21 protein-coding genes are annotated in these 22,200 nt (G+C 64.8%); 15 read left to right on the top strand and 6 right to left on the bottom strand.

The features are described from left to right. Positions 1-4 precede the first annotated feature (4 nt). Complete coding sequence (locus I6N89_RS07000) at positions 5-1,798, bottom strand: IlvD/Edd family dehydratase (RefSeq protein WP_207017540.1); 1,794 nt, start codon at positions 1,796-1,798, stop codon at positions 5-7. A gap of 129 nt (positions 1,799-1,927) precedes the next feature. Between I6N89_RS07000 and I6N89_RS06995 the strand changes: the two genes are divergently transcribed. After that, the gene (locus tag I6N89_RS06995; RefSeq protein ID WP_207017539.1) at positions 1,928-2,632 is read left to right on the top strand and encodes a FadR/GntR family transcriptional regulator; all 705 of its coding nucleotides are present in this window, start codon (positions 1,928-1,930) and stop codon (positions 2,630-2,632) included. Here I6N89_RS06995 and I6N89_RS06990 read toward each other — a convergent pair. Then, positions 2,629-3,516 carry a LysR family transcriptional regulator gene (locus tag I6N89_RS06990; protein WP_207017538.1) on the bottom strand — a complete coding sequence of 296 codons (888 nt, stop codon included), beginning with the start codon at positions 3,514-3,516 and terminating at the stop codon, positions 2,629-2,631. The two genes, I6N89_RS06995 and I6N89_RS06990, sit on opposite strands and share 4 nt — an antisense overlap. A 124-nt stretch (positions 3,517-3,640) precedes the next feature. Here I6N89_RS06990 and I6N89_RS06985 point away from each other — a divergent pair, with 124 nt between their 5' ends. The 6 genes from I6N89_RS06985 to I6N89_RS06960 all read left to right on the top strand — a co-directional run bounded on the left by I6N89_RS06985 (position 3,641) and on the right by I6N89_RS06960 (position 9,834). Then, the gene (locus I6N89_RS06985; RefSeq protein WP_236016496.1) at positions 3,641-4,618 is read left to right on the top strand and encodes a Bug family tripartite tricarboxylate transporter substrate binding protein; all 978 of its coding nucleotides are present in this window, start codon (positions 3,641-3,643) and stop codon (positions 4,616-4,618) included. Between the two features lie 72 nt (positions 4,619-4,690). After that, positions 4,691-6,172, top strand: coding sequence for a sulfatase-like hydrolase/transferase (locus I6N89_RS06980; protein WP_236016480.1), 1,482 nt, complete (start codon positions 4,691-4,693; stop codon positions 6,170-6,172). A gap of 22 nt (positions 6,173-6,194) precedes the next feature. Further along, the gene (locus tag I6N89_RS06975) at positions 6,195-6,677 is read left to right on the top strand and encodes a tripartite tricarboxylate transporter TctB family protein (protein WP_207017535.1); all 483 of its coding nucleotides are present in this window, start codon (positions 6,195-6,197) and stop codon (positions 6,675-6,677) included. Positions 6,678-6,687: 10 nt separating this feature from the next. Continuing rightward, complete coding sequence (locus I6N89_RS06970; protein WP_207017534.1) at positions 6,688-8,163, top strand: tripartite tricarboxylate transporter permease; 1,476 nt, start codon at positions 6,688-6,690, stop codon at positions 8,161-8,163. Positions 8,164-8,182: 19 nt separating this feature from the next. Next, a complete protein-coding gene (locus I6N89_RS06965) occupies positions 8,183-9,088 on the top strand; it encodes a sulfite exporter TauE/SafE family protein (RefSeq protein ID WP_207017533.1) in 906 nt (301 codons plus the stop codon). After that, positions 9,085-9,834: a TIGR02186 family protein gene (locus I6N89_RS06960; protein ID WP_207017532.1), complete on the top strand. Its 750-nt coding sequence runs from the start codon at positions 9,085-9,087 to the stop codon at positions 9,832-9,834. Before I6N89_RS06965 ends, I6N89_RS06960 begins: the two co-directional genes overlap by 4 nt. Before the next feature lie 679 nt (positions 9,835-10,513). On the opposite strand, the gene repC is transcribed toward I6N89_RS06960, so the two are convergent. From repC to fliI, 4 genes are all read right to left on the bottom strand, one after another. Further along, entirely contained in the window at positions 10,514-11,860 is a 1,347-nt protein-coding gene (gene repC, locus I6N89_RS06955) for a plasmid replication protein RepC (protein ID WP_207017531.1), read from the bottom strand. A gap of 181 nt (positions 11,861-12,041) precedes the next feature. Further along, positions 12,042-13,010, bottom strand: a complete 969-nt coding sequence (repB, locus tag I6N89_RS06950; protein WP_207017530.1) for a plasmid partitioning protein RepB — start codon at positions 13,008-13,010, stop codon at positions 12,042-12,044. Next, complete coding sequence (repA, locus tag I6N89_RS06945; RefSeq protein WP_207017529.1) at positions 13,010-14,194, bottom strand: plasmid partitioning protein RepA; 1,185 nt, start codon at positions 14,192-14,194, stop codon at positions 13,010-13,012. The genes repB and repA overlap by 1 nt, the downstream gene beginning before the upstream one ends. A 257-nt stretch (positions 14,195-14,451) precedes the next feature. Further along, entirely contained in the window at positions 14,452-15,798 is a 1,347-nt protein-coding gene (gene fliI / locus I6N89_RS06940; RefSeq protein ID WP_207017528.1) for a flagellar protein export ATPase FliI, read from the bottom strand. 67 nt (positions 15,799-15,865) lie between these two features. Here fliI and I6N89_RS06935 point away from each other — a divergent pair, with 67 nt between their 5' ends. The 8 genes from I6N89_RS06935 to I6N89_RS06900 are packed head-to-tail and all read left to right on the top strand — an operon-like array spanning position 15,866 to position 22,110. Further along, positions 15,866-16,267, top strand: coding sequence for a flagellar basal body rod protein FlgB (locus I6N89_RS06935; protein WP_076694029.1), 402 nt, complete (start codon positions 15,866-15,868; stop codon positions 16,265-16,267). A 10-nt stretch (positions 16,268-16,277) separates the two neighbouring features. Beyond that, entirely contained in the window at positions 16,278-16,688 is a 411-nt protein-coding gene (flgC, locus tag I6N89_RS06930; protein ID WP_207017527.1) for a flagellar basal body rod protein FlgC, read from the top strand. 11 nt (positions 16,689-16,699) lie between these two features. Then, entirely contained in the window at positions 16,700-17,026 is a 327-nt protein-coding gene (locus tag I6N89_RS06925) for a flagellar hook-basal body complex protein FliE (protein ID WP_207017526.1), read from the top strand. 28 nt (positions 17,027-17,054) lie between these two features. Continuing rightward, the gene (locus tag I6N89_RS06920) at positions 17,055-17,324 is read left to right on the top strand and encodes a flagellar biosynthetic protein FliQ (protein ID WP_207017525.1); all 270 of its coding nucleotides are present in this window, start codon (positions 17,055-17,057) and stop codon (positions 17,322-17,324) included. Then, a complete protein-coding gene (locus tag I6N89_RS06915; RefSeq protein WP_207017524.1) occupies positions 17,324-18,127 on the top strand; it encodes a transglycosylase SLT domain-containing protein in 804 nt (267 codons plus the stop codon). The genes I6N89_RS06920 and I6N89_RS06915 overlap by 1 nt, the downstream gene beginning before the upstream one ends. A 5-nt stretch (positions 18,128-18,132) precedes the next feature. Continuing rightward, entirely contained in the window at positions 18,133-20,223 is a 2,091-nt protein-coding gene (flhA, locus tag I6N89_RS06910; RefSeq protein WP_236016493.1) for a flagellar biosynthesis protein FlhA, read from the top strand. Further along, positions 20,224-20,979 (top strand): flagellar biosynthetic protein FliR, encoded by a 756-nt coding sequence (locus I6N89_RS06905; protein WP_207017522.1) that lies wholly within the window; start codon positions 20,224-20,226, stop codon positions 20,977-20,979. 3 nt (positions 20,980-20,982) lie between these two features. Continuing rightward, entirely contained in the window at positions 20,983-22,110 is a 1,128-nt protein-coding gene (locus I6N89_RS06900) for an EscU/YscU/HrcU family type III secretion system export apparatus switch protein (protein ID WP_207017521.1), read from the top strand. Positions 22,111-22,200: the final 90 nt, after the last annotated feature.

The raw sequence follows: 22,200 nt of genomic DNA, 5'->3' as shown, positions 1-22,200 counted from the left end.
CTCCTCAGTGATTGTTGCGCGGCATATGCTTGCGCGCGATATCGCGGAACTCCGGCGCGCCCTTCAGCACCATGCCGTCGCAGAGCTGCGCCACACCGGCACGGAACATCGCCTGCCATGGCGTCTGGCTTTCCGGCACGGCATAGCCGCCAGCGGCATCCAGCGCCGCACGACGCTCGGCCAGCTCTGCCTCGGTCAACGTCACATCGACCCGGCCCTTGCGCAGATCCACGCGGATGCGGTCGCCGTTGCGCAAAAGCGCCAGATTGCCGCCCGCCGCCGCCTCGGGCGAGGCATTGAGGATCGAGGCCGAACCGGAGGTGCCCGATTGCCGCCCGTCGCCGATGCAGGGCAGCGCCTGCACGCCCTGTTTCAGCAGATAGGCGGGCGGGCGCATGTTCACCACCTCCGCCGCGCCGGGATAGCCCAGCGGTCCCGCCCCGCGCATCACCAGCACCGCGTCCGGCCCGACCGCCAGTGCCGGGTCGTCGATGGTGGCGTGGAAATGCTCCGGCCCGTCGAAGACAAAGACCGTGCCTTCGAAGGCCTCGGGGTCGTCGGGGTTGGACAGGTAGCGGGCGCGGAAATCCTCGGAAATGACCGAGGTCTTCATGATCGCGCTGTCGAAGAGATTGCCCTTGAGGTTCATGAACCCCGCATGCGCCAGCAGCGCGCCATCGACCGGGCGCACCACCTCGGGCTCGTGGCTGCGGATGGCCCCCGCCGAAAGTGGCTGGCCCGCGACAGTGCCCGCCTGCGGATGCGGCAGCAGGCCGGCCTCGATCAGTTCGCCCAGAATGGCGGGGACGCCACCCGCGCGCTGGAAATCCTCGCCCAGATAGATCCCGGCGGGCTGCATATTGGCCAGCAGCGGCACCTTGTGGCCCAGCCGCTGCCAGTCGTCATTGTCGAGCGTCACGCCCGCATGGGCGGCAATCGCATTGATATGGATCGGCGCATTGGTCGAGCCGCCAAGCGCCGAACAGCCGACAATGGCATTCTCGAACGCCGCGCGCGTCAGGATGTCGAGCGGGCGCAGATCCTCCCACACCATCTCGACGATGCGCGCGCCGGTGGCCCGCGCCATCTGCCCGCGCTCGCGATAGGGCGCCGGGATCGCGGCGGAACCGGGCAGCTGCATCCCCAGGATTTCGGCCAGCGAGTTCATCGTCGAGGCGGTGCCCATCGTATTGCAATAGCCCACCGACGGCGCGGACGAAGCCACGAGATCGAAGAACCCGTCATCGTCGATTTCGCCCGCCGCGTGCTGTTCGCGCGCCTTCCAGATCACGCTGCCCGACCCGGCGCGCTCGCCGTTGAACCAGCCGTTCAGCATCGGACCCACCGAAAAGGCGATGGCGGGAATGTTCACCGTCGCCGCCGCCATCAGCAGCGCCGGCGTGGTCTTGTCGCAGCCGATGGTTAGCACCACACCGTCGATCGGATAGCCGTGCAGCGCCTCGACCAGCCCGAGATAGGCGAGGTTGCGGTCAAGGCTCGCCGTGGGGCGCTTGCCGGTCTCCTGAATCGGATGCACCGGAATTTCCATCGGGATGCCGCCGGCGGCGATGATGCCGTCGCGCACCCGCTTGGCCAACTCGATATGGTGGCGGTTGCAGGGCGACAGATCGCTACCGGTCTGGGCAATCCCAATGATCGGCTTACCGCCCTGAAGCTCTTCGCGCGTCAGCCCGTAATTCAGGTAGCGCTCCAGATAGAGCGCGGTCATCTCCGGATCGTCGGGATTGTTGAACCATTTGGCGGAACGCAGGTCCTGGGGGCGGATCTTGGCGGTCATCTTAGGCACCTCCTGAGGGGCGGCGCCGGTCGGCGGTTGCAGCCGGGCCGGTCGCGGGGCAAACTCTGTTGCGGCAGTATTGGCATTTTGGACCATCAGAATGCAAGGAATTGTAGGATAGGTTTGCCGATGACCGACGAGAAAAAGCCCGGGCGGGTCGATCAGGTGATGCAGGACCTGCGCCAGATGATCCGCGATGAGGGCCTGAAGGTGGGCGACGCGATGCCCGCCGAGCAGACCATCGCCTCCGGGCTGGGCGTGTCGCGCAACGTGGTGCGCGAGGCGATGCGGGCGCTGGCCGCGCTTGGCGTGGTCGAGGTCGGCAATGGCCGCCGCGCCCGCGTCGCCGGGGTCAGCCCCACCGCCATGGCCACGCTGCTGGACCACGCCGCCTATACCGGCGAACTGACGCTGCAACAGATGATGGATGTGCGCCGCACGCTGGAGATCCGCGCCGCCGCGCTAGCCGCGTTGCGCCGGAGCGAGGCGCAGGCGCGGCGCATGACCGAGATCGCCGAGGCCATGCTGACCGGAATCGATGGCGACCCGGGCGAGATCCGCGAGCTGGACGTAGCGCTGCATACCGAGATCGGCGCCGCCTCGGGCAATGCGCTCTTTGCGCTGCTCATCGAAAGCTACGGCGCCATCACACGGCGTATCTGGGAAATCGGCTGGCAGGCGCGCGCCACCCGCGAAAACCGGCTGGAGAACCTGCAATGTCACGCCCGCCTCGCCGCCGCCATCGCCGCCCGCGACAGCGTAGAGGCCGAACGTGTGATGACCGAACATTTCGACAGCGCCATTGCCGCGCTGGTGCGGGCCGGCGTGACCTAAACCCGGTTGCGCAGCTCCAGTGCGAAGGCGAAGAAAGCCTGCACCAGCGCGTTGGTGTCATGCTCGCGGCTGCACGCGTGCAGCACCGCCTCGGGTGCGTCCGCGTCGCGAATCGGACGGTAACAGACGCCGGGAATCGACAGACCGGTGGCCGAGCGCGGCAGAATCGTGAACCCGCCCCCCGCCGCCACCAGCGCGATGATCGCCGGTAGCTGGTTCACCTCCTGCCCGATGCCGAGGTGAAAACCGTGCCGCTCGAACAACGCTGCGAACTGGCCGCGCAGGTAGTTCGACTTGCGCCCGGCGGCCGCGATGAAGGTCATCCCGCCAAGCGCGCGCACCGGCACCGCGTCCTGCCGCACCAGCGGGTCGCCATCGGACAGCGCGACGAAATAGCGTTCGCGCATCACCTCATGCACCCGCAGCGTATCGGTGGGCAAAGGCCGGGTCAGCGCCACGTCGATATCGCCCCGCGCCAGCGCGTCGGGAATGTCGGGCGAGATCATCTCGACCAGTTCGATCTGAGCATTGGGAAAGCGCCGCCGCAGCCGGGTAATCACATGAGGGACAAGGTGAAAACTGGCGTTCTCGACAAAGCCCACACGCAGAAACCCCTCGTCGCCCCGCGCGATGCGGCCCGCGCGGGCCAGCACCGTGTCGATGCGGGTCAGCAGCTCGGGCAGATCGCCCACCAGAGCCGTCCCCGCAGGCGTCAGCGCCACATGCCGCTGGCCCCGGTCGAAGAGTGTCATGCCGATCTCGGTTTCGACCTTCTGGATCTTTTGCGACAGCGCCGGCTGGCTGATGCCGAGCTTGCGCGCGGCTCGGGCAAAATGCAGTTCTTCGGCGAGAACGACGATTGCCCGCATCTGTCCCGTGTCCATCTTGCCCCCGAAAAATGATAAGCATCACTTATTTCTTAATTATACACCTATGGCAACACTTATCAGTCCGATCCGAGCCGCGCTCAGGATCCATCGACAGAAGGAGGAGGAACTCTTGCAACATATGCTCACCATCACCCGTCGTGCCCTCATGCTGGCAGGCGCCGCAGCGCTCGGCCTGAGCGCCGCGCCCGCGCTGGCCCAGGACGGCTGGCCGCAGAATCCCGTCAACATCATCGTACCCTACCCGCCGGGCGGCAACACCGACCTCATCGCCCGCACTCTGGCCGAACCGCTCTCGGAACTGCTGGGCCAGCCCGTGGTGATCGAGAACCGTGGCGGCGCCGGTGGCACCGTGGGCGTGGGCGAAGCCTCTCGCGCCGAGGCGGACGGCTACACGCTGGTCGTGGGCGACATCGCCACCATGGGCATAAACCCGCATGTCTATGACAACCTCGTTTACGAACCGCTGGAAGATTTCGACCCGGTGATCCAGATCACCTCGATCCCGCTGGTCATGGGCGTCGGGCCCCGGCTCGAAGAGGTCGCCGACCTGCCCGACCTGATCGCGCGGGCCAAGGAAGACCCCGAATATCTCGACTACGCCTCCGCCGGTGTCGGCACCGCGCAGCACCTGGCGTTCGAGCTCTTCCGCTCCATCGCCGGGATCGAAGCGCTACACATCCCTTATCAGGGCTCGGCCCCGGCGCGCACCGCGCTGATGAGCGGCGAGGTCGGCGTGATGATCGATGGCACGCTGGTGCCGATGATCAAGGACGGCACCCTGCGTGCACTCGCGGTCACCTCGGAAGAGCGGGTCGCCGCCCTGCCCGACGTGCCGACGATGAAGGAACAGGGTGTCGACATGGTCTATACCTCCTGGCACGGCATCATGGCGCCCAAGGGCACCGATCCCGAAATCATCGGGAAAGTGAACGGCGCGCTGGACGAAATCCTCGCCCGGCCCGAGATCCAGGAGCGGTTCGGCGCCCTGAACATCGGCCTTGTCGGCGGCAGCTCCGAGGAGTTCACCGCCTTTGTGACCGAGCAGGCCGACACGCTCGGCAAGCTGGTCGAGATGTCGGGCGCCAGCCGCGACTGATCTCGACCCACGGGCGCCGGCCCACCCGGCGCCCGCTTTTCCACGAATTTTCCGACGAACCCGAGGTGGATGATGTCCGATCAACCGCATGTGCTTTTTGTCACCGTGGACCAGTGGCCCGCGCATCTGCTGGGCTGCATGGGCCATCCCGACATCGAGACGCCGACGCTCGACATGCTGGCGCGCTCCGGCACGCTCTACCGCAACTGCTATGCCGAAACGCCGATCTGCATCCCCTCGCGCCGTTCGATGATGACCGGCCTGACCGCGCGCGGCCATGGCGACCGCGATTTCCAGCCGGCGCTGCGGATGCCCGCCAAGGCGCAGACGCTGGCGGGGGCCTTTTCCGCCGCCGGCTACCAGACCGGCGCCATCGGCAAGCTGCATGTCTTCCCGCCGCGCGACCGCATCGGCTTTGACGACGCGCTGCTGGCCGAGGAAGGCCGCGGCCATCTCGGCGGGCCCGACGATTACGAGATGTTTCTCGCCGACCGGGGCCATCCGGGCGAGCAGTTCACCCACGGCATGAGCAACAACGAATACGGCTGGAACACCTGGCATCTGGACGACGACCTGCATGTGACCAACTGGACCACGCGCACCGCCGCGCGGCAGATCAAGCGGCGCGACCCCACAAGGCCCGGCTTCTGGCACGTCTCCTACACCCATCCCCACCCGCCGCTGGTGCCGCTGCAACGTTATTTCGACCGCTACGCCCGCCGCGACGTGGCGACCCCGCTGCAAAGCGACTGGTCGGCCGAGACCGCCACGATGCCTGCGCTGCTGCGCTCGGTCCGGGGCTATTACGCGGCGCTTCCGCCCGCGCAGCTTGCCGACACGCGGCGCGCGTTCTATGCGCTCTGCACCCATATCGACCACCAGATCCGCCTGCTGATCGGCACGCTGCGCGAGGAAGGGATCCTTGACGACACCATTATCGTCTTTTGCTCGGACCACGGCGACATGCTGGGCGATCACGGCATGTTCGGCAAAAGGCTGATGTACGATGCATCGGCCAATGTACCGCTGCTGGTGATCGACACCCGCAGGCACGACCGCATCGGGCGCAATGCCACCAGCGACCGGCTGGTCGCGCTGCACGATCTGATGCCGACAATGCTCGACATGGCGGGCGTGGCGATCCCGGAGGGTGTCGAGGGCAGCTCGCTGCTGGCGCCCGACACTCGCGATCACCTCTATGGCGAAAGCCAGTCCGGGGCCAAAGCCACGCGGATGATCCGCGACCGCCAGCACAAGCTGATCTGGTATCCCGCCGGCAACCGCTTCCAGCTCTTCGACATGATGGAAGATCCGCGCGAACAGCACGATCTGGCCGCCGATCCGGCCCAGGCCGAGACGCTGGAAAAGATGAAGACGCTGCTGCGCGGACATCTCTATGGCAGCGATCTCGACATGATCGAGGGCGACCGCTTTGTCGGTCTCCCCGAACCCGCCGACGCCACTCCCGACAATCGCGGATTGTCTGGCCAGCGCGGCTTTCACTATCCGCAGGTTCCGGCCAGCGACCCGTCCGTCGCCGTCGGCTCGGCCTGAACGCGACCCAGGGAGGGTAAACGTGACACGCAGGACATTCGCCCCCGATGCAGGCGGGCTGATCGCCGGAGCCATCATGCTGGCCATTGGCATCGGCGTTACCGTGACCTCGGTCGGCTACGGCATCGGCTCGCTGCGCCGGATGGACACAGGGTACTTCCCGATGCTGCTCGGCAGCTGCGCCATCCTTCTGGGGCTGGCAATCACGGTGCGGCACGGCCTCTTCCCAGCCCCGGCAGAGGATGCCGAGCCCGAGACCATCGACTGGACCGAACGCTGGCACAGGCTGCGGCCCATGCTGCTGGTGCCGCTGGGCATCGCCGCCTTCGCCGCGCTGCTGGAAAGTGCCGGGTTGCTGATCGCCACCTTCGCGCTGGTGATGATCTCCGGCCTCGCCGCCGAAAAGCCAAACCTCAAGCGCCTGTTCATGATCGCACTGCTGACACCGGTGGGCGCCTGGGTGGTTTTCGTGCTGGGCTTCGGCCTTCCCTTCAAGCTTTACTGAGAGCCCGCACATGGAACTCTTCGCAAATCTCGCGGACGGCGCCAGCATCGCGCTGAGCTGGTCGGCCCTCTTCTACTGCTTCCTCGGCGTGACGCTCGGCATGGTCGTAGGCGTGCTGCCCGGCATCGGCCCCCTGCCCGCCATCGCCATGCTGCTGCCGCTGACCTTCTATATCGAACCGTCCGAGGCCATCATTATGCTGGCCGGGATCTACTACGGCGGGCAATATGGCGGCTCGACCGCCTCGATCCTGCTGAACCTGCCCGGCACCCCCGCCGCCGCCGTCACCTGCCTCGAAGGTTACCCGATGGCGAAGGACGGGCGCGCCTCTGTGGCGCTCTTCATGACGGCCATCGCTTCGCTGGTGGGCTCGATGGTGGGCATCGTTCTGGTTGCCTCATTCGCGCCTGTGCTGGCCCGCTTCGCGCTGGAATTCGGTGCCGCCGAGTATTTCTCTCTGATGGTATTCGCCCTCTTTGCCGCTGCCGCCGTGGGCGGGTCCGACATTCTGAAATCGCTGTCGATGGTGGTGATCGGGCTGATCCTCGGCATCGTCGGGCAGGACGTCACCTCGGGCACCTTCCGCTTCACCTTCGGCCTGCCCGCCATCGCCGACGGGCTGAACATCGTGGCCGTCGCCATGGGTGTCTTCGGTGTCTCAGAGATCATCTCGACCATCGCGATGCGCAGCCACGCCACGACATTCGAGAAATTTTCCTTCTCCTCGATGCTGCCCACCCGCCAGGAATGGCGCCAGTCCGCCCCCGCAATGGGGCGCGGCTCGGCCATCGGCGCGGTTGCCGGCATCCTGCCCGGCGCCGGCGCGGCCATGGCCTCCTTCGTCGCCTATGCGGTAGAGCTGCGCCTCAGCCGCGTGCCGCATCTCTTCGGCAAGGGCCGGATCGAGGGGCTGACCGCGCCGGAAAGCGCCAACAACGCCACCGCGCAGGCGGCCTTTATCCCGACGCTGACGCTGGGCGTGCCCGGCGACGCCGTCATGGCGGTGATGATCGGCGCGCTGATGATCCACGGCATCACGCCGGGCCCCACCTTCATCGCCGAGAATCCGACGATGTTCTGGGGGCTGGTGGTGAGCTTTTTCGTCGGCAACCTGCTGCTGGTGCTGCTCAACATCCCCTTCGTGGGGATCTGGACGCGGCTCTTGCAGGTGCCCTATAACGCGCTCTTCCCGATCATCCTGGTGCTGGTGTCGATCGGCGTCTATTCGATCAACTCCTCGGTGGTGGATATCTACCTTGTGCTGGGCTTCGGCATCTTCGGCCTGGTCATGGCGCGGCTCGGCTTTCCGCCGGCGCCGCTGGTGCTGGCCTTCATTCTCTCGCCGATGATGGAAGAGAATTTCCGGCGCGCCCTGCTCCTGTCGCGCGGCGATTTCAGCACCTTCGTCACATCTCCGATTTCAGCCGTGTTTCTCGGGTTGTGCCTCGTCGCACTGCTGATAATGGTCTTTTCCAAAAAGATGTGATCGCTAACGCCAGGACAGGATGCACATTTACCTCCCCGTTGCCGAAATTCCCGTGAACCTCTTCCTCATCGTGGGGCTGGGGGCCTTCGTCGGGATCATGTCCGGGCTCTTCGGGGTCGGCGGCGGCTTCATCCTGACGCCGCTGCTGTTCTTCATCGGCATCCCGCCTGCGGTTGCCGTGTCGACCCAGGCGGTGCAGATTGTCGCCTCCTCCTGCTCGGGTGCGCTCGCGCATTGGCGCCGCAAGACGCTCGACATCCGAATGGGCACCGTGCTGCTCATCGGGGGTCTGGTCGGCTCGACACTGGGGGTCTGGCTCTTCGCCTTCCTGCGCTCGCTGGGTCAGATCGACCTCGCGGTGCAGCTTTTCTACGTGGTCTTCCTCGGCTTTATCGGGCTTATGATGTTCGTCGAGAGCCTCAAAGCGCTGCGCGGCCGTAGCGCGCCCCGCAAACGCGGGCATGGCTGGGGTCAGGGCTGGCCTCTCAAGGTGAAGTTCCGCACCTCTGGCCTCTATATTTCGGCCATCCCGCCGCTGCTGGTGGGGCTGCTTTGCGGCGTGCTGGCGGCGATCATGGGGGTCGGCGGCGGCTTCATCATGCTGCCCGCGATGATCTACCTGCTGAAAATGCCCACCAAGGTCGTCGTTGGTACGTCGCTGTTCCAGATCACCTTTGTGTCGGTCTTCACCACCATATTGCACTCAGCCACCAACCACACGGTGGATATCGTGCTGGCGCTGCTGCTGCTGATCGGCGGTGTCGTGGGTGCACAGCTGGGCACGCGCTTTGGGGCAAAGCTACGCGGCGAACAGCTGCGCATCCTGCTGTCGATCCTGGTGCTTGGGGTCAGCGCCAAGGTTGCGGTCGATCTTGTTCGGGTGCCTGCGGAAGCGTTCGCGCTGTTCTGGGAGGCAACGCCATGAGGAAAGCCCTCGCGCTGCTTCTGGCGCTCCTCCCCGCAGCCGGGAATGCGGCCGATGCGCCCGAGGCCACCTTTGCCCTCAGTCTCGACGAGGTGGAGATCACCACCGGATTCCATGGCGCCGAACTGCTGGTCTTTGGAGCACCCACCGGGGGGATGGCGGGCAACTACGACGTGGTCATCACCGTCACCGGCCCGCCCGGTCGCGCCACGCTGCGCCGCAAGGAACAGGTCGCCGGTATCTGGATGTTCACCGGCGAAGCCCAGTTCGTGTGGATGCCCAGCTTCTACACGGTTGCGACGACCGGCCCGCTGGACGAGATCGTCGACCCGGTGGAAAACCTGCGGCACGGCATCGCGCCCAGCACCTACATCCCCGCCCCCATCGGCCTCGAAACCCGCGAAGAGACCGATCTCTACTTCGATGCGATGCGCAGGCTGACCAGCGAAAGCCGCCGCATCACGCTGGAGGAGGGCATTGTCGAACTGTCGCAGGGCGTGTTGTTCCAGGCCCGGATTCCGCTGCCGGTGAGCCTCGTTCCAGGCACCTATGACGTGCGGGTCTTTCTGCTCGAGGACGGTGTGGTGCTAAGCCGTTCGGACGTGGATCTGCCGGTTCGAAAAAGTTCGCTGCAACGCCTGATCTACCGGGCCGCGCAGGATTACGGGCTGCTCTACGGGATCGCCGCCGCGCTGATTGCGCTCTTCGCGGGATGGCTCGCCTCCGCCATCTTCAGCCGACGCTAGCTGAGGCGCGCCTCGCTGGGCTCGCGGAACTTCATGCTCCTCTCTTGAGTCGTCGCGACATGATGCGCTGCCGGGCAGCGGACAGGTCCGGTATTGAGGCCAAACCTGTGGCGCGCCCGCCCCGTCCTGCCTGTGCGCGCATTCGGTCCAATGGAGGAGGCTGGATAGCTGTCGCCGATATCCTGATTTTTTCGTTACGGCTCCTCTGAATATTCTGCCGCATAAAGCCCCCTGCCCCGTCAGGTGACAAGTGCTGTGGACCTGAAGCGCTTGCGTCAGTCGGACGACGGACAATGTCACCGACAAAGACGCAACACCTTCAATGGCTTCCACGCGCAGAGACGTGACCTGCCGCGCCATGTGGGATAGCGTGTCATGATCGCCTTTGTGACTGTGACGGGCAAATTTCATGCTCGGTATCCACATAGGTGCGGCGCTTTTCGTACGAAATCCCGACAAAAACCGCCTCCCCTTTCAAGCTGTCGATATGTCCAATAATCAAACGGCAAGGTGACCCTCAATGATGACCTGGGGTTCAGAAGTACGAGCAGTTCGACACGAATTCCCCGACGCGCTTTGCTCACCTGCCTCGGAGAAGAATGCCGGCCCGGTTTGCAGAGGTCTGGAGCCTGACTGTGCCGATATTGGACGCTCCGAATGAAGGTCATGACGAGTCATCTCACGTCACCTGCCGGTTCATACGGCCATGAAAACTGCGATTGAGATGTAGCTCCCCTGCCCCGGCTTTCCGCAGCATGCCACGCATATATCCACTTGGAGATCTGATCTCACCTGCACAGTGTTTTTCGAAAATTAGCGCGAGTGCCGCTGTCGCAGCAATATTGCCCAGCTTCTCTTGCGCAGTGGCCCACACAGGTTCAGAGAGGCCAATCATAGGTCCAAGCCGCGTAGCGGCATGGTTCAGATCCTGCCATCCTCCAAGAGCATTGCCCATAGTGTGAGCCCAGGCGCTGAATTCTGGACAGGCTTTTATCACGATTGGTAAATCGGTATTTGTAAAGACATTATCGCTCCTTAGCTCGCGTTTCGAAGCGTTCTCTGCGCAAGTACTGGAAGGGTTTTCGTCGGGTCTCGTCACGCTTTTGTCCATTGATGCGGATGTACGAGTTACAAATTGAAGTTGATTTGTAGTCTGTATGTGGGGGTCGAAAATGATCTCGTTGGGGGTCATTTCATTGGTTTTTTGCTTCGCTTCTTTTTCGGTTTGCGCGGAGTTTTCCACAGGTGGATGGGCGTCGAGAAAGGCAGTCTCGACTTTTTGGAGCAGTTCCGTGAACCAGCTCAGCAGGCCTTCCAGCGCCGCGCGTTCCGAGTTGCGGCGTGGCAGTTTTGAGAGGAGGGCGTGGAACAGCGTCTCAAACTGTTGCCAGGGGCCGCTGAGCGCCTCTTGCAGCGCGATCTGGATGCGGGCACGGATCGTGCGACGGGTGATGGTAATTTGGCGCTTCAGGCGCTGACATTCGGCGCGCTCGGCTTCCAGGGTGGCGAAGAGCTGGGTGAATTCTTCTGCCCGCGCTGCGAGCGGTGACAGATCGAACCCGTAAGCTTCGACGATGATGCCCGCAGCGTCGCGATGTCCCCAGCGCTTGCCGTTGGGGCTGTCTCGGAAGGCAATCACACCGGCCTCCACCAGGCGCCGGGCGTGGCGTTTCAGGGCGGAAAGCGAAAAGCCCGTACGTTCCATCAGATATGCATTGGAAGCCCAGACAATCGGGCGCCTGCCCTCCTCCCAGTCTTGCGCCTGGGTGAAGGCGCCAAGCGTGTCCAGCAGCAGCAGGTCGCCGGGTTTCAGCCCGATCTGCGGCCCGACACGTTTCGCCGCTGCAAACGCCTGTGATTTTGGCACAGCGGCGCGTTCGCCTGCAAGCGCATGCCGTTCGGCATGCGCCAGCGCTGCGGTCGCTTTCCGCCATCCGGATGCATGACAGCCGTTCGGCACAGCCCGACCGTTCCGGGACAGCCCTGCCACGGTCGCTCCATGCGGAGCATCGTTGATTTGTTCCATGATTTTGCCAGCTGACAAAGAAATCCCGTTCGCTCAGGAGCGTTTTCTCTTGTATGGCGATTCGCTGGCTGCTAGATTCTAGGTGTCTAATCTAAGAATTGCGCTTTGCGCAGCAGCCCTCGAAACTCCGGTTTCGGGGGTTTTCTTTGTTCGCCTTCCTCCTTTCTGCTCGTCCTCAGGTTCAGGTGTCATCCTTGGCGTTTACATCTGTAAACGCCGCGTAGGATTTCTTGATGATCTCCGACAGGTTCTCGTCGAGCCAATCCGCGAAAGCGGCGTTTTCGCCTGTTTTCTTCACGGACAGCGAGAGCGAGCTCCGGCTGGATTTGATCGTCACGCCTTTGATGGGCGTGATCTCGGTGGCCGCCCCGCCCTGTCGCGCACCGCGTTTCGCGGCTTCCTTCATCAGGGTTTCGAGGCGTTCGTCAGAGCTCAGCTCCGGCGGCATCTTTTTCAGCAGGTCGAGCGCGACTCGCTCGGTGAGCTTTCCGGCGGAAAAAAGCTCGGCAAGTGCCGTCCATTTCGGGCGCCCGGACCGGGGTGCGGCGCCGAGCTGGTCGCCGACTTTGGCGGGAACGTTTTGCGTGATCTTGCTCAGATGCGAGAGACCCGAGGCAGAGAGGTTGAGCACCTGCCGCGCGGTCGCACCGTCATGGCCCGCAGCCTGTATCGCCTCGGCAAAGCGCGCTTTTTCATAGAAGGAAAGGTTGCGCCGCGCGGCGTTTTCCAGCCCCTTGGCCAGCAGGGCCGTCGCGTCGTCAATATCCTGGACGTTGGCGCGCACCTTGATACCGAGTTCACGGCAAGCCCTCAGCCGCCGCCGCCCATAGATCGCCTCATAGCGGCCCTCGGTCTTGGCGCGACGCACGAGGATCGGGACGTGCTGCCCGCCCTCCCGAATGCTGTTCTTGAGAGCGTCGAAGCTGTCGTCGTCCTCGTCGGGGTTTACAGCTGTAAACTCCTCAAGCCGGTCCGCCGGGCCCCAGTCGTCGATGAGGGTGGGGTCGATCTCGCGGATCGCGGCGAGCGAGCCCTGGAGCGCGCCGAGGGCGGGTGCGCTGGTGCGCGGGGCCTTCTCTGGCGCGTTGCCGCCGGAACGGGCGATGGTGTTGGCGATTCCGGACATGTCCCTGAGCGATTTTCTGGCCATTATTTACGCCCCCAAGCCTGGCGGATCATGGTTTCGACCTCATGGCCGACCGCATCCATGGAACTCTTCGCGCGATCGTAGGTCGCACGGGTCATCTCCGAGCGGACGACTTCGTAGATCGACTGTTTCAGCATGGTCGCGTCGCTGATCGCGGTGCTTTTGAGCGCAGTGGCCGAGATCACACGATCCTGAAACAGAGCCCGCATGAAAGAGGTGAGCTGTTGCGACGGCACGTCGGTCGGTTCGTCGCGGGTGATGAGAAACTTGAAGTGATCGTATTGCAGGGTCGCGCCTGCATCTTCGATCACGCCCATATAGGCGCCCGCGAGTTCCAGGAACTGCGCAGTAGAGGAGACATCCAGCATCGATGGCGTCAGCGGCACGATCAGCGAGCTGGCGGCGGCCATGCCGGCGATGGTCAGAAAGCCGAGCTGCGGCGGGCTGTCCATCAGCACGAGGTCGAAATCGCCTTCGATCTGCGCCAGCGCGTTGCGGATTCGGGTAAAGAAGGGCTGGTCTGGGTTGGAATGCACCGCCGATTCCGTTTCGAACTCCGAGAGCAGCAGCCGGGATGGCGCAATCGAAAGACCGGGGAAGTAGGTGGGCACCACGACATCGGCCATGTTGACCGGATCCTCATAGCGGATCGCGTCGTAAACGGTGAGCCCGTCGAATTCGATCTCGGGGCTGATGCCGCACATCGACGTCAGCGAGCCCTGCGGGTCGAGATCCACCACCAGAACACGGTAGCCGCGCAGGGCAAAGTAATGCGCGAGATGGATGCTCGTGGTGCTCTTGCTGCTGCCGCCCTTGAAGTTCATCAGCTGCCAGACTTGGAGCTTTTCGTCACCGGTGCGGCGGGGCACGTAGCGGCCTTTCTTGCGCGAGGATTGTTCGAGGATTTCGCGGGCGTCCCAAAGCTCCTGTGCGGAGTAATAGCGTCGCCCGCCACGGATGTCTCCGGGTTCGGGGATCGTGCCCTCGGCATGAACCTTGCGCATGAACTGACCCGAAACGCCCAGCAGTTCCGCCGCTTCGGGGGCGGAGAAACTGCGCAGTGTTTTGGTGTTGTCGGGGGCGAACGCCGAGAGTAGATGCTCGCGGATCGCGGCGTTCAATCGCTCCGAAATCTCGGTTGCGAGAGCGGAGGGCCGCTCGGTCGCAAGTGGTGTCACAGGAATCATGTGGTTGCCCAAAAATATGAAATGTGGCCTTTTTCACGCCACTTGGGGTTAAAAGCCGTGATTCACCCTTCTAAGTCAAGGATTTTCGCGGATATAGTGTCTATCACGGCTCTTCGAGACTATATGCGCGATGACTCAGGCGCGCCGTTTACAACTGTAAACAGCGCGCGGTCGGAGCGATACCGGGAATCCTGCTGCGCCAACGCCACGCGGTTTCGGGCATCCGCCGGGGCAGGGGCCTGATGTGGAGCCGCGGTTCAGGTGCCTTTTGAGATCAGCCCGGCGTTGGCCAGGCACTGCCTCAGGCCGGCAAAAGTTTCGCCTGGCTCCATCGCTTCGCGCTTGCCCTGCGACAGCAGCGTATCCAGCGGCTCGGCCAGCCGGATCGCCGAATCGACCTCGGCGTCGCTGCCCTGACGATAGGCGCCGATCCGGATCAGCTCTTCCATATCCGCGTAGCGCGCTGCGGCTCGCCGGGCGGTCTTGAAGAGTGCGTATTCCTCTTCGCTGTGGCAGTCCGGCAGCATCCGCGAGATCGAGCGCAGCAGGTTCACCGCCGGGAACCGGCCCTGCTCGGCGATCTTGCGGTCCAGCACGATATGGCCGTCGAGAATGCCGCGCACAGCGTCGGCAATCGGATCTTCCATATCGTCGCCATCCATCAGCACCGTATAAAGCGCGGTGATGTCGCCAGCCTCGCCCGACCCGGGGCCGGCGCGTTCCATCATCCTCGGCAGCTCGGCAAAGGTGGTGGGCGGGTAGCCCTTGGAGGTCGGCGGCTCGCCACCTGCGAGACCGATCTCGCGCTGCGCCATGGCGAAGCGGGTCACGCTGTCGAGCAGCAGCAGCACCTGTTTGCCCTGATCGCGGAAATGCTCGGCCACGGCGGTGGCTGTCCAGGCGGCCTGCCGGCGCATCAGCGGCGGCTCGTCCCCGGTCGAGACCACGACGACCGCGCGCGCAAGACCTTCTTCGCCAAGATCGTCCTGAAGGAAGTCCTGCACCTCGCGGCCGCGCTCGCCGACCAGCCCGACCACGATCACATCCGCCTCCGCATTGCGCGCCAGCATCGCCATCATGGTCGACTTGCCGACGCCCGAGCCGGCAAAGACCCCCATGCGCTGACCGCGGCACAGCGGGGTAAAGGCATCCATGACCTTGAGCCGGGTCGCCAGGCGCGGACCGACGCGGCGGCGCTGGAAGGCCGGGGTAGGGGCCGCACGGATGGCGCGTGGTTCGGCGCCTTCGGGCAGCCGCCCCTTGCCGTCGAGCGGGCGCCCCAGTGCGTCGAGCACCCGACCGATCCAGGCGTCGTCGGGTCGGATCTCGGCGGCGCTGTGGCTGACAGCGACCGGATCGCCGGCGCGCACGCCGTCCCAGCTGCCGAAGGGCAGGAGCCGTGTGCCCTGCGCATCGACCCCCACAACCTCCGCCAGCACCGGGCCGCCGCTGCCCTGCACCACGCAATGCGACCCGATTCCCATCGCGCGCTCCAAACCGGAGACCGTGAGCACCAAACCCAGTGCAGAGGTCACCTGACCGGTTATACTTGCCCTTTCAATGGTCCTTGTAAGGCTTGAAAGCTCTGAAAAGGCTGTATGCATGGTCTCTATCCATTGCTAACGCGGATTTATTCATGCTATCCTTGTTTCAAGCAAAAGGGAACTAGTGATGAAGCTTGCGGGTATGTCGTTTTTTCAGCTCGCCTCTCAGCGCATGAAATGGCTGGGCGCGCGGCAGTCGGTGATCTCCGAAAATATCGCGAATGCGGATACGCCGGAGTACAAGGCGAAGGAGATCAGCTCTTTCGAAAGCATGACCGACGGTGCGCGCACGGTGCGCGGGCTGAACGTGACCAATGCCAAGCATATCCAGAGTGTCGGCGGCGCGCCTGACGGGGTGCGGGTGACCACAGACGAGAGCGCCTGGGAGGGCAGTCTCGACGGCAACACCGTGGCGCTCGAACAGCAGACCATCAAGGCGGCGGAGGTGGCGGGCAACTACCGGCTGGCCGCCGAGCTTTACCGCAAGGGTCATACGCTGCTGACCATCGCGGTCACCGGCATTCGTTAAGGGGGGCATTATGGACTCGCTGAAATCCATCGGCGCCATCGCCGCGAGCGGCATGCGGGCGCAGGGCGAACGGCTCAAGGTCGTCTCTGAGAACGTTGCAAACGCCAACTCAACCGGCACCAACCCCGGCGAGGAGCCCTATCGTCGCAAGATCATCTCCTTTGAGGAGATGGTCGATCGCGAGAGCGGCAACTCCATGGTCGAGGTCTCGGGCATCCGCCGCGACGACACCGATTTCGAGCTGCGCTACGATCCGGCCCACCCGGCGGCGGATCAGGACGGGTTCGTCAAGGTGTCCAACGTCAAGACCATCCTCGAGATGAGCAATATGCGCGAAGCATCGCGCAGCTATCAGGCCAATCTCAATATGTTCGAAACCGGGCGCAACATGCGCTCGCAGCTCCTCGATTTGCTGAAATAGGGTAACCCGTCATGGCTGACTCCTCCTCTCTCCTGTCGATCAACGCCGCCTCGGGGGCCTATCGGGCCTCGCGCGACATGGCGGCCGAGCCGGGCGCCGTTGCGGCGCCTGCGACCGACAAGCCCAGCTTTTCCGACATGCTCGCCGAGGCTGGCCGCGACGCGGTGCAGACCGTGCGCCACGCCGAGGCTGTGGCGCAGACCGGGTTGCAGGGGCAGGCCGACACCCAGGCGGTGGTCGAGGCCACGCTGGAGCTGGATTCGACCGTGCGCACCGCCGTCTCGGTGCGCGACAAGCTGGTCGAGGCCTATCAGGAAATCATCCGCATGCCGGTCTGAGCATCGGTCTGATCGGGCAGGGGGCACTGTGACCGAGAGCGACACACATAGGATACTCTCCGACGCCTTCCTCACCGTGCTGTACGCGGCGGGGCCGATCATGGCGATTGCTCTGGTCGTCGGTCTGCTCATCGCGTTCTTTCAGGCGCTGACGCAGATTCAGGAGATGACGCTTACTTTCGTGCCCAAGATCGTCGCGATTTTTCTCGGGCTGCTGGTCTTCACCCCCTTCATGTACTCCGTGGTCAAGACGCTCTCTGACCGGGCGTTCGACCTCATCATAAGCGGGGGGTCGTGATGCGCTGGCTTGCGGGGATGCTGACGGTGCTGGTTGCCCTGTTCGCAGCGGGACAGGGGGCCTTTGCCGATTGGAGCAATTTTTACCGCCCCAGCGCCCGGGCAGAGGCTGCCGCACGCCCCGGCGCTGCCGTCGATCCGGCCGGAGTCTGCATCCAGGAGATCCTGCGCGCGCAGCTGCGCCACCAGATCCCGGGCAATCTGCTGCTCGGCATCGGGTTGCAGGAGGCCGGACTGATGCATGAGGGCGAGCTGACGATCTGGCCCTGGGTCGCCAATGCCGATGGCGACGGGCGGTTCTTCTCCAGCCCGGGCACCACGGCAAGCTGGGTGCGCGCGCGTCAGGGGCAGGGGGTCGAGTCCATCGACGTCGGATGCATGCAGGTCAATCTGCGCTGGCACCCGGATGCCTTTGCCTCGGTCGAGGAGGGGCTCGACCCGGCGCGCAATGTCGATTACGCGGCGCGGCTGCTGGTGAGCCTTTACGGCCAGACCGGCGACTGGATCGAGGCGGCGGGGCGCTATCACTCGGCCACCGAGCAATACAAGGACGCCTATCTCTCGCGGCTGAAGCAGAATGTCGATATCGCCAATGACCGGCTCGACATCTTTCGTGCGCTGGCCTCGCGCGGGGTCGGGGCAGGGGGAGCGACGATCACCGCCGCCGCCGAACCGCTGCCGGCGGGGCACTTCTGGACCTCGGATCTCACGCAGCGCTCCGGCGCCGCCGCCGAGGGCGCGCGCAGTCTCTTCGGGCGCGGCGTCATGGAGCCGGTGCTGCCCGCATTCCGGAAGATGTTCTGATGGCGATGTCAGATCCCATCCTCAACGCCGCCGGCTCCGGCTGGCTGACGCGGGGCCGGGGCAACCGCGATATCGGCTTTGCCGTCGCGGTGATCCTGATCCTCGCGGTGCTCTTTGTGCCGCTGCCGCCGGTGATCCTCGATTTCGGGCTGGCGGTGTCTCTGTCGGTCTCGGTGCTGATCCTGATGGTGGCGCTGTGGATTCCGAAGCCGTTGGAGTTCAACAGCTTCCCCACGCTGCTGCTGGTCGTCACCATGATGCGCCTGTCGCTCAACGTCGCGTCGACCCGGCTGATCCTGTCCGAAGGCCATACCGGCGCCAGCGCGGCGGGCGGGGTGATCGAGGGCTTTTCGCGCTTCATCGTCTCGGGCAATTTCATCATCGGGATCGTGGTTTTCGCCATTCTGGTGGTGATCAACTTCGTGGTGATCACCAAGGGTTCGACGCGCATCGCCGAGGTTTCCGCCCGCTTCTCGCTCGACTCGATGCCCGGCAAGCAGATGGCCATCGACGCCGATCTCGGCGCCGGGCTCATCGACGAGGAACAGGCCCGGTCCCGCCGCAAGGAGCTGGAGGACGAGAGCAGTTTCTTCGGCGCCATGGACGGTGCCGCGAAATTCGTGCGCGGCGACGCGGTGGCCGGCATCATCATCACGCTGATCAACGTGGTGGGCGGCATCCTGATCGGCGTCGCTCAGCACGGGTTGAGCCTCTCCGAGGCGGCGGATTTCTACACGTCGCTGACCATCGGCGACGGGCTGGTGACACAGGTGCCGGCACTGATCGTGTCGCTGGCCGCGGGCCTCATCGTCACCAAGGGCGGCACCGAAGGTGCCACGAACGAGGCGGTTCTGGGCCAGCTCTCGCGTTTCCCCAAGGCGCTGTTCATGGCCTCCGTGCTGCTTTTCGGCATCGGGCTTCTGCCGGGCTTTCCCAGCGTCGTGTTCACGCTGCTGGCCGGGCTTATGGTGTCGCTGGGCGTGGTGGTGGCACAGCAGGCGCGCACCGCGCGGGTCTCGGCGGCGCGCGACGAGGCGGCCAAGCAAAAGGCCGAGGCTGCGACGCCCGAGGACAATATCAAGGATACGCTCAAGCTCGACAGCCTGCGGCTGGAGCTGGGCCAGGCGCTGGTGCCGCTGATCTCCAGCAGCGACGCGGCGCTGGCGGGCAAGATCAAGAGCCTACGCAACCTCTTTGCCCGCGAATTCGGCTTCGTGCTGCCCTCGGTGCGGATCAAGGACGAGCCGATGCTGCCGGGGCAATGCTATGCGCTGATCGTGCAGGGGGTCGAGGTGGCGCGGGGCGAGGTGCGGCCCGCCGGGCTCATGGTGGTCAATCCCGGCGATTGCGGGTTGCCGGGCGAGCGCGGCAAGGATCCGACCTTCGGGCTGGAGGCGCTCTGGGTCGATGCCGAGAACGGTCCGCGGGCCGAGGCGATGGGGCTGACGGTGGTCGATCCGGAAAGCGTGATCATCACCCATCTGACCGAGGTGGTGAAGGAACACCTGCCCGAGCTGATGACCTATGGCGCGACGCAGGATCTGGTCGAGGGGCTGGACCGCGAATATCAGAAGCTCGCCAACGAGATCCCCGGCAACGCGCCGCTGGTGCTGATCCAGCATGTGCTGCAAACCCTGCTGGCCGAGCGCGTCTCGATCCGCAACCTGCCGCTGATCGTCGAATCCATCGCCGAGGCCAAGCGCAGCACCTCGAACGTGGTGCAGATCACCGAGCTGGTGCGGCGGCGGCTGTCGAACCAGATCTGCAAATCGCTGATCGACGATACCGGGTTCATTTCCGTGCTGTCCATGTCGCCCGCCTGGGAAAAGGAGTTCCTGGAGGCGCTGCGGGTCAATGGCGACGACCGGAATTTCGTGATGTCGCCGCAGCGGGTGCAGGAATTCGTGTTGCAGGCACGGCGCGAGATCCAGCGCTTTGCCGAGCAGGATCAATGGCCGGCGCTGCTGGTCAGCCCCGAGGTGCGCAGCTTTGTGCGCTCGATGCTGGAACGGGTGAGCCCGATGACGGTGGTGCTCTCGCATAACGAGATCCACCGCAAGGCGGCGCTGCGCACCGTCGCGACGATCGGGCAGTAGATGAACCTCTCGGCGCTGCTCACGCTGGAATTCCTCGGGGTGGCGATGGTCTTTGCCCGGCTGGGCGGCGTGCTGATGTTCATGCCGGCGCTTGGCGAGACCTATATCCCCACACGCCACCGTCTGGCCTTCGCGGTGCTGCTGTCGCTGACGCTCTACCCGGCGCTGCCGGTGGGGCCGATCTCGCTCGATACGCCGGCGCAGCTCTTGGGCACGTTTGCCATCGAGCTGACGCTGGGGGTCTGGATCGGCATGACAGCGCGGATCCTGATGACCGGGCTGCAATTCGCGGGCTATCAGATCGGGCTGATCTCGGGCCTGTCCAACGCGTTTTCGCCCGACTTGGGGTCTTTTCAGGGCTCCACGCTGATCTCCACCGGTCTGATGCTGGGCGGCATCGCGGTGATCTTTGCCACCGATCTGCATCACCTGATCATCCGCGCCATGTTGATGAGCTATGACATGTTCCCGCCGGGCCGCATCCTCACCGGCGATCTGGCGCAGCAGATGGTCAAGGCGGTGGGGCAGAGCTTTTACCTCGGGCTGACCGTGGCGGCGCCGTTCTACGTCATGGGGCTCCTGGCCAATCTCGGCATGGGGCTCGCGGCGCGGATGATGCCGGCGCTGCCGGTGTTCTTTGTCGCGGCGCCGGTGCTGATCATGGCGGGGCTTCTGGTGCTGGGGCTGGCCGCGCCGATGATGCTGCGCGAATTCGCCAACCGTTTCGCCGACTGGCTCGGCCTGCTGGTGTTCTGAGCCATGGCCGACGAGGACAAGGACAACAAGACAGAAGAGCCGACAGAGCGCCGGCTGCGAAAGGCCCGCGAGAAGGGCGATGTCGCCTCCTCCAGAGAGGCTGGCACGCTGATGGCGGTGCTGTCGCTTTTCGGGATCACCGCCTTTGTGCTGCCCTCGGTCTCGGCGCCGCTCACGGGGCTGTTGCGCGGCGTGTTCGAGACGGCGGGGCAGGTGCATATCGGTGGCGATGTCACCGGGCTGCGCGATCTGGGCGGGGTCACGCGCGAGTTGCTGCGCGGCGTTGTGCTGCTGCTCGCGCCGATGATCCTGCTGATGGTGCTGGGGGCGCTGGCCGGTGTGGCGCTTCAGGGCGAGGTGGTGGTCGCGGCGGAGCGGCTGCGGCCGAAATGGTCCAAGATCTCGCCTGCGGCGGGGCTGAAGCGGCTGTTCTCGCTCGCCGCCTTCGTCGAGTTCCTGAAAAGCGTGAGCAAGGTGCTCGCGGTCGGTGCGATTGCCGGCTGGGTGAGCTATCGTGCAGTGCGGCAGATCTGGCAGGGGCAGGGGATCTTTCCCGAGATGCTGGCCGATTACGCGCGGCAGGCGGCGGGGCAGATGCTGCTGATGACACTGGCGCTGGTGGCGGTGATCGCCATCGCCGACATCATGTGGAAGCGTTTCGACCATCGTCGCAAGCAGCGCATGTCCTTCCAGGAAATCAAGGACGAGATGAAGGAGACCGAGGGCGATCCGCAGATCCGCGCCAAGCGTCTGGGCCTGCGCCGCGAACGCGCCCGCCAGCGCATCGCCGCGGCGGTGCCGCGCGCGACGGTGATCCTCACCAACCCGACGCATTACGCGGTGGCGCTGAAATACGAAAACGGCGTCGATCTGGCGCCGGTCTGTCTGGCCAAGGGCACCGATCTCATGGCGGCGCAGATCCGCCGGCTGGCCCGCGACTCCGAGATCCCGATTGTCGAGAACCGCCCGCTGGCGCGCGCGCTCTACGATGTGAGCGAGATCGACCGCGAGATCCCCGTCGAGCACTGGGAGGCGGTGGCGGCGATCATCGGCTATGTGCTGGATCTGGAGCGCAATATCCGCCGCGCGCCGCCCGAAGGCTCGCGTCTGCGCGACGAGGACGAGGTCTGAGCGCAGCGCCTGCTAATCGGCTGTACCTCCGGCAGCGTCGCGGGTGATCAGCCGGGCGCAGTTTATGTCCGTGGCTCTCCTGCCTGGATT

The sequence above is a fragment of the Salipiger abyssi genome (assembly GCF_017311415.1).
Taxonomy (GTDB): domain Bacteria; phylum Pseudomonadota; class Alphaproteobacteria; order Rhodobacterales; family Rhodobacteraceae; genus Salipiger; species Salipiger abyssi_A.
Note: the sequence above shows the minus strand (reverse complement) of the source record. Positions and strands in the feature narration are given on the sequence as shown.

Excerpts from the sequence above, each read along its gene's own strand:
- I6N89_RS07000 (WP_207017540.1), bottom strand. The coding sequence starts at position 1,798 with ATGACCGCCAAGATCCGCCCCCAGGACCTGCGTTCCGCCAAATGGTTC.
- I6N89_RS06995 (WP_207017539.1), top strand. The coding sequence starts at position 1,928 with ATGACCGACGAGAAAAAGCCCGGGCGGGTCGATCAGGTGATGCAGGAC.
- I6N89_RS06990 (WP_207017538.1), bottom strand. The coding sequence starts at position 3,516 with ATGGACACGGGACAGATGCGGGCAATCGTCGTTCTCGCCGAAGAACTG.
- I6N89_RS06985 (WP_236016496.1), top strand. The coding sequence starts at position 3,641 with ATGCTCACCATCACCCGTCGTGCCCTCATGCTGGCAGGCGCCGCAGCG.
- I6N89_RS06980 (WP_236016480.1), top strand. The coding sequence starts at position 4,691 with ATGTCCGATCAACCGCATGTGCTTTTTGTCACCGTGGACCAGTGGCCC.
- I6N89_RS06970 (WP_207017534.1), top strand. The coding sequence starts at position 6,688 with ATGGAACTCTTCGCAAATCTCGCGGACGGCGCCAGCATCGCGCTGAGC.
- I6N89_RS06965 (WP_207017533.1), top strand. The coding sequence starts at position 8,183 with ATGCACATTTACCTCCCCGTTGCCGAAATTCCCGTGAACCTCTTCCTC.
- I6N89_RS06960 (WP_207017532.1), top strand. The coding sequence starts at position 9,085 with ATGAGGAAAGCCCTCGCGCTGCTTCTGGCGCTCCTCCCCGCAGCCGGG.
- repC (WP_207017531.1), bottom strand. The coding sequence starts at position 11,860 with ATGGAACAAATCAACGATGCTCCGCATGGAGCGACCGTGGCAGGGCTG.
- repB (WP_207017530.1), bottom strand. The coding sequence starts at position 13,010 with ATGGCCAGAAAATCGCTCAGGGACATGTCCGGAATCGCCAACACCATC.
- repA (WP_207017529.1), bottom strand. The coding sequence starts at position 14,194 with ATGATTCCTGTGACACCACTTGCGACCGAGCGGCCCTCCGCTCTCGCA.
- fliI (WP_207017528.1), bottom strand. The coding sequence starts at position 15,798 with ATGCATACAGCCTTTTCAGAGCTTTCAAGCCTTACAAGGACCATTGAA.
- I6N89_RS06935 (WP_076694029.1), top strand. The coding sequence starts at position 15,866 with ATGAAGCTTGCGGGTATGTCGTTTTTTCAGCTCGCCTCTCAGCGCATG.
- flgC (WP_207017527.1), top strand. The coding sequence starts at position 16,278 with ATGGACTCGCTGAAATCCATCGGCGCCATCGCCGCGAGCGGCATGCGG.
- I6N89_RS06925 (WP_207017526.1), top strand. The coding sequence starts at position 16,700 with ATGGCTGACTCCTCCTCTCTCCTGTCGATCAACGCCGCCTCGGGGGCC.
- I6N89_RS06915 (WP_207017524.1), top strand. The coding sequence starts at position 17,324 with ATGCGCTGGCTTGCGGGGATGCTGACGGTGCTGGTTGCCCTGTTCGCA.
- flhA (WP_236016493.1), top strand. The coding sequence starts at position 18,133 with ATGTCAGATCCCATCCTCAACGCCGCCGGCTCCGGCTGGCTGACGCGG.
- I6N89_RS06905 (WP_207017522.1), top strand. The coding sequence starts at position 20,224 with ATGAACCTCTCGGCGCTGCTCACGCTGGAATTCCTCGGGGTGGCGATG.
- I6N89_RS06900 (WP_207017521.1), top strand. The coding sequence starts at position 20,983 with ATGGCCGACGAGGACAAGGACAACAAGACAGAAGAGCCGACAGAGCGC.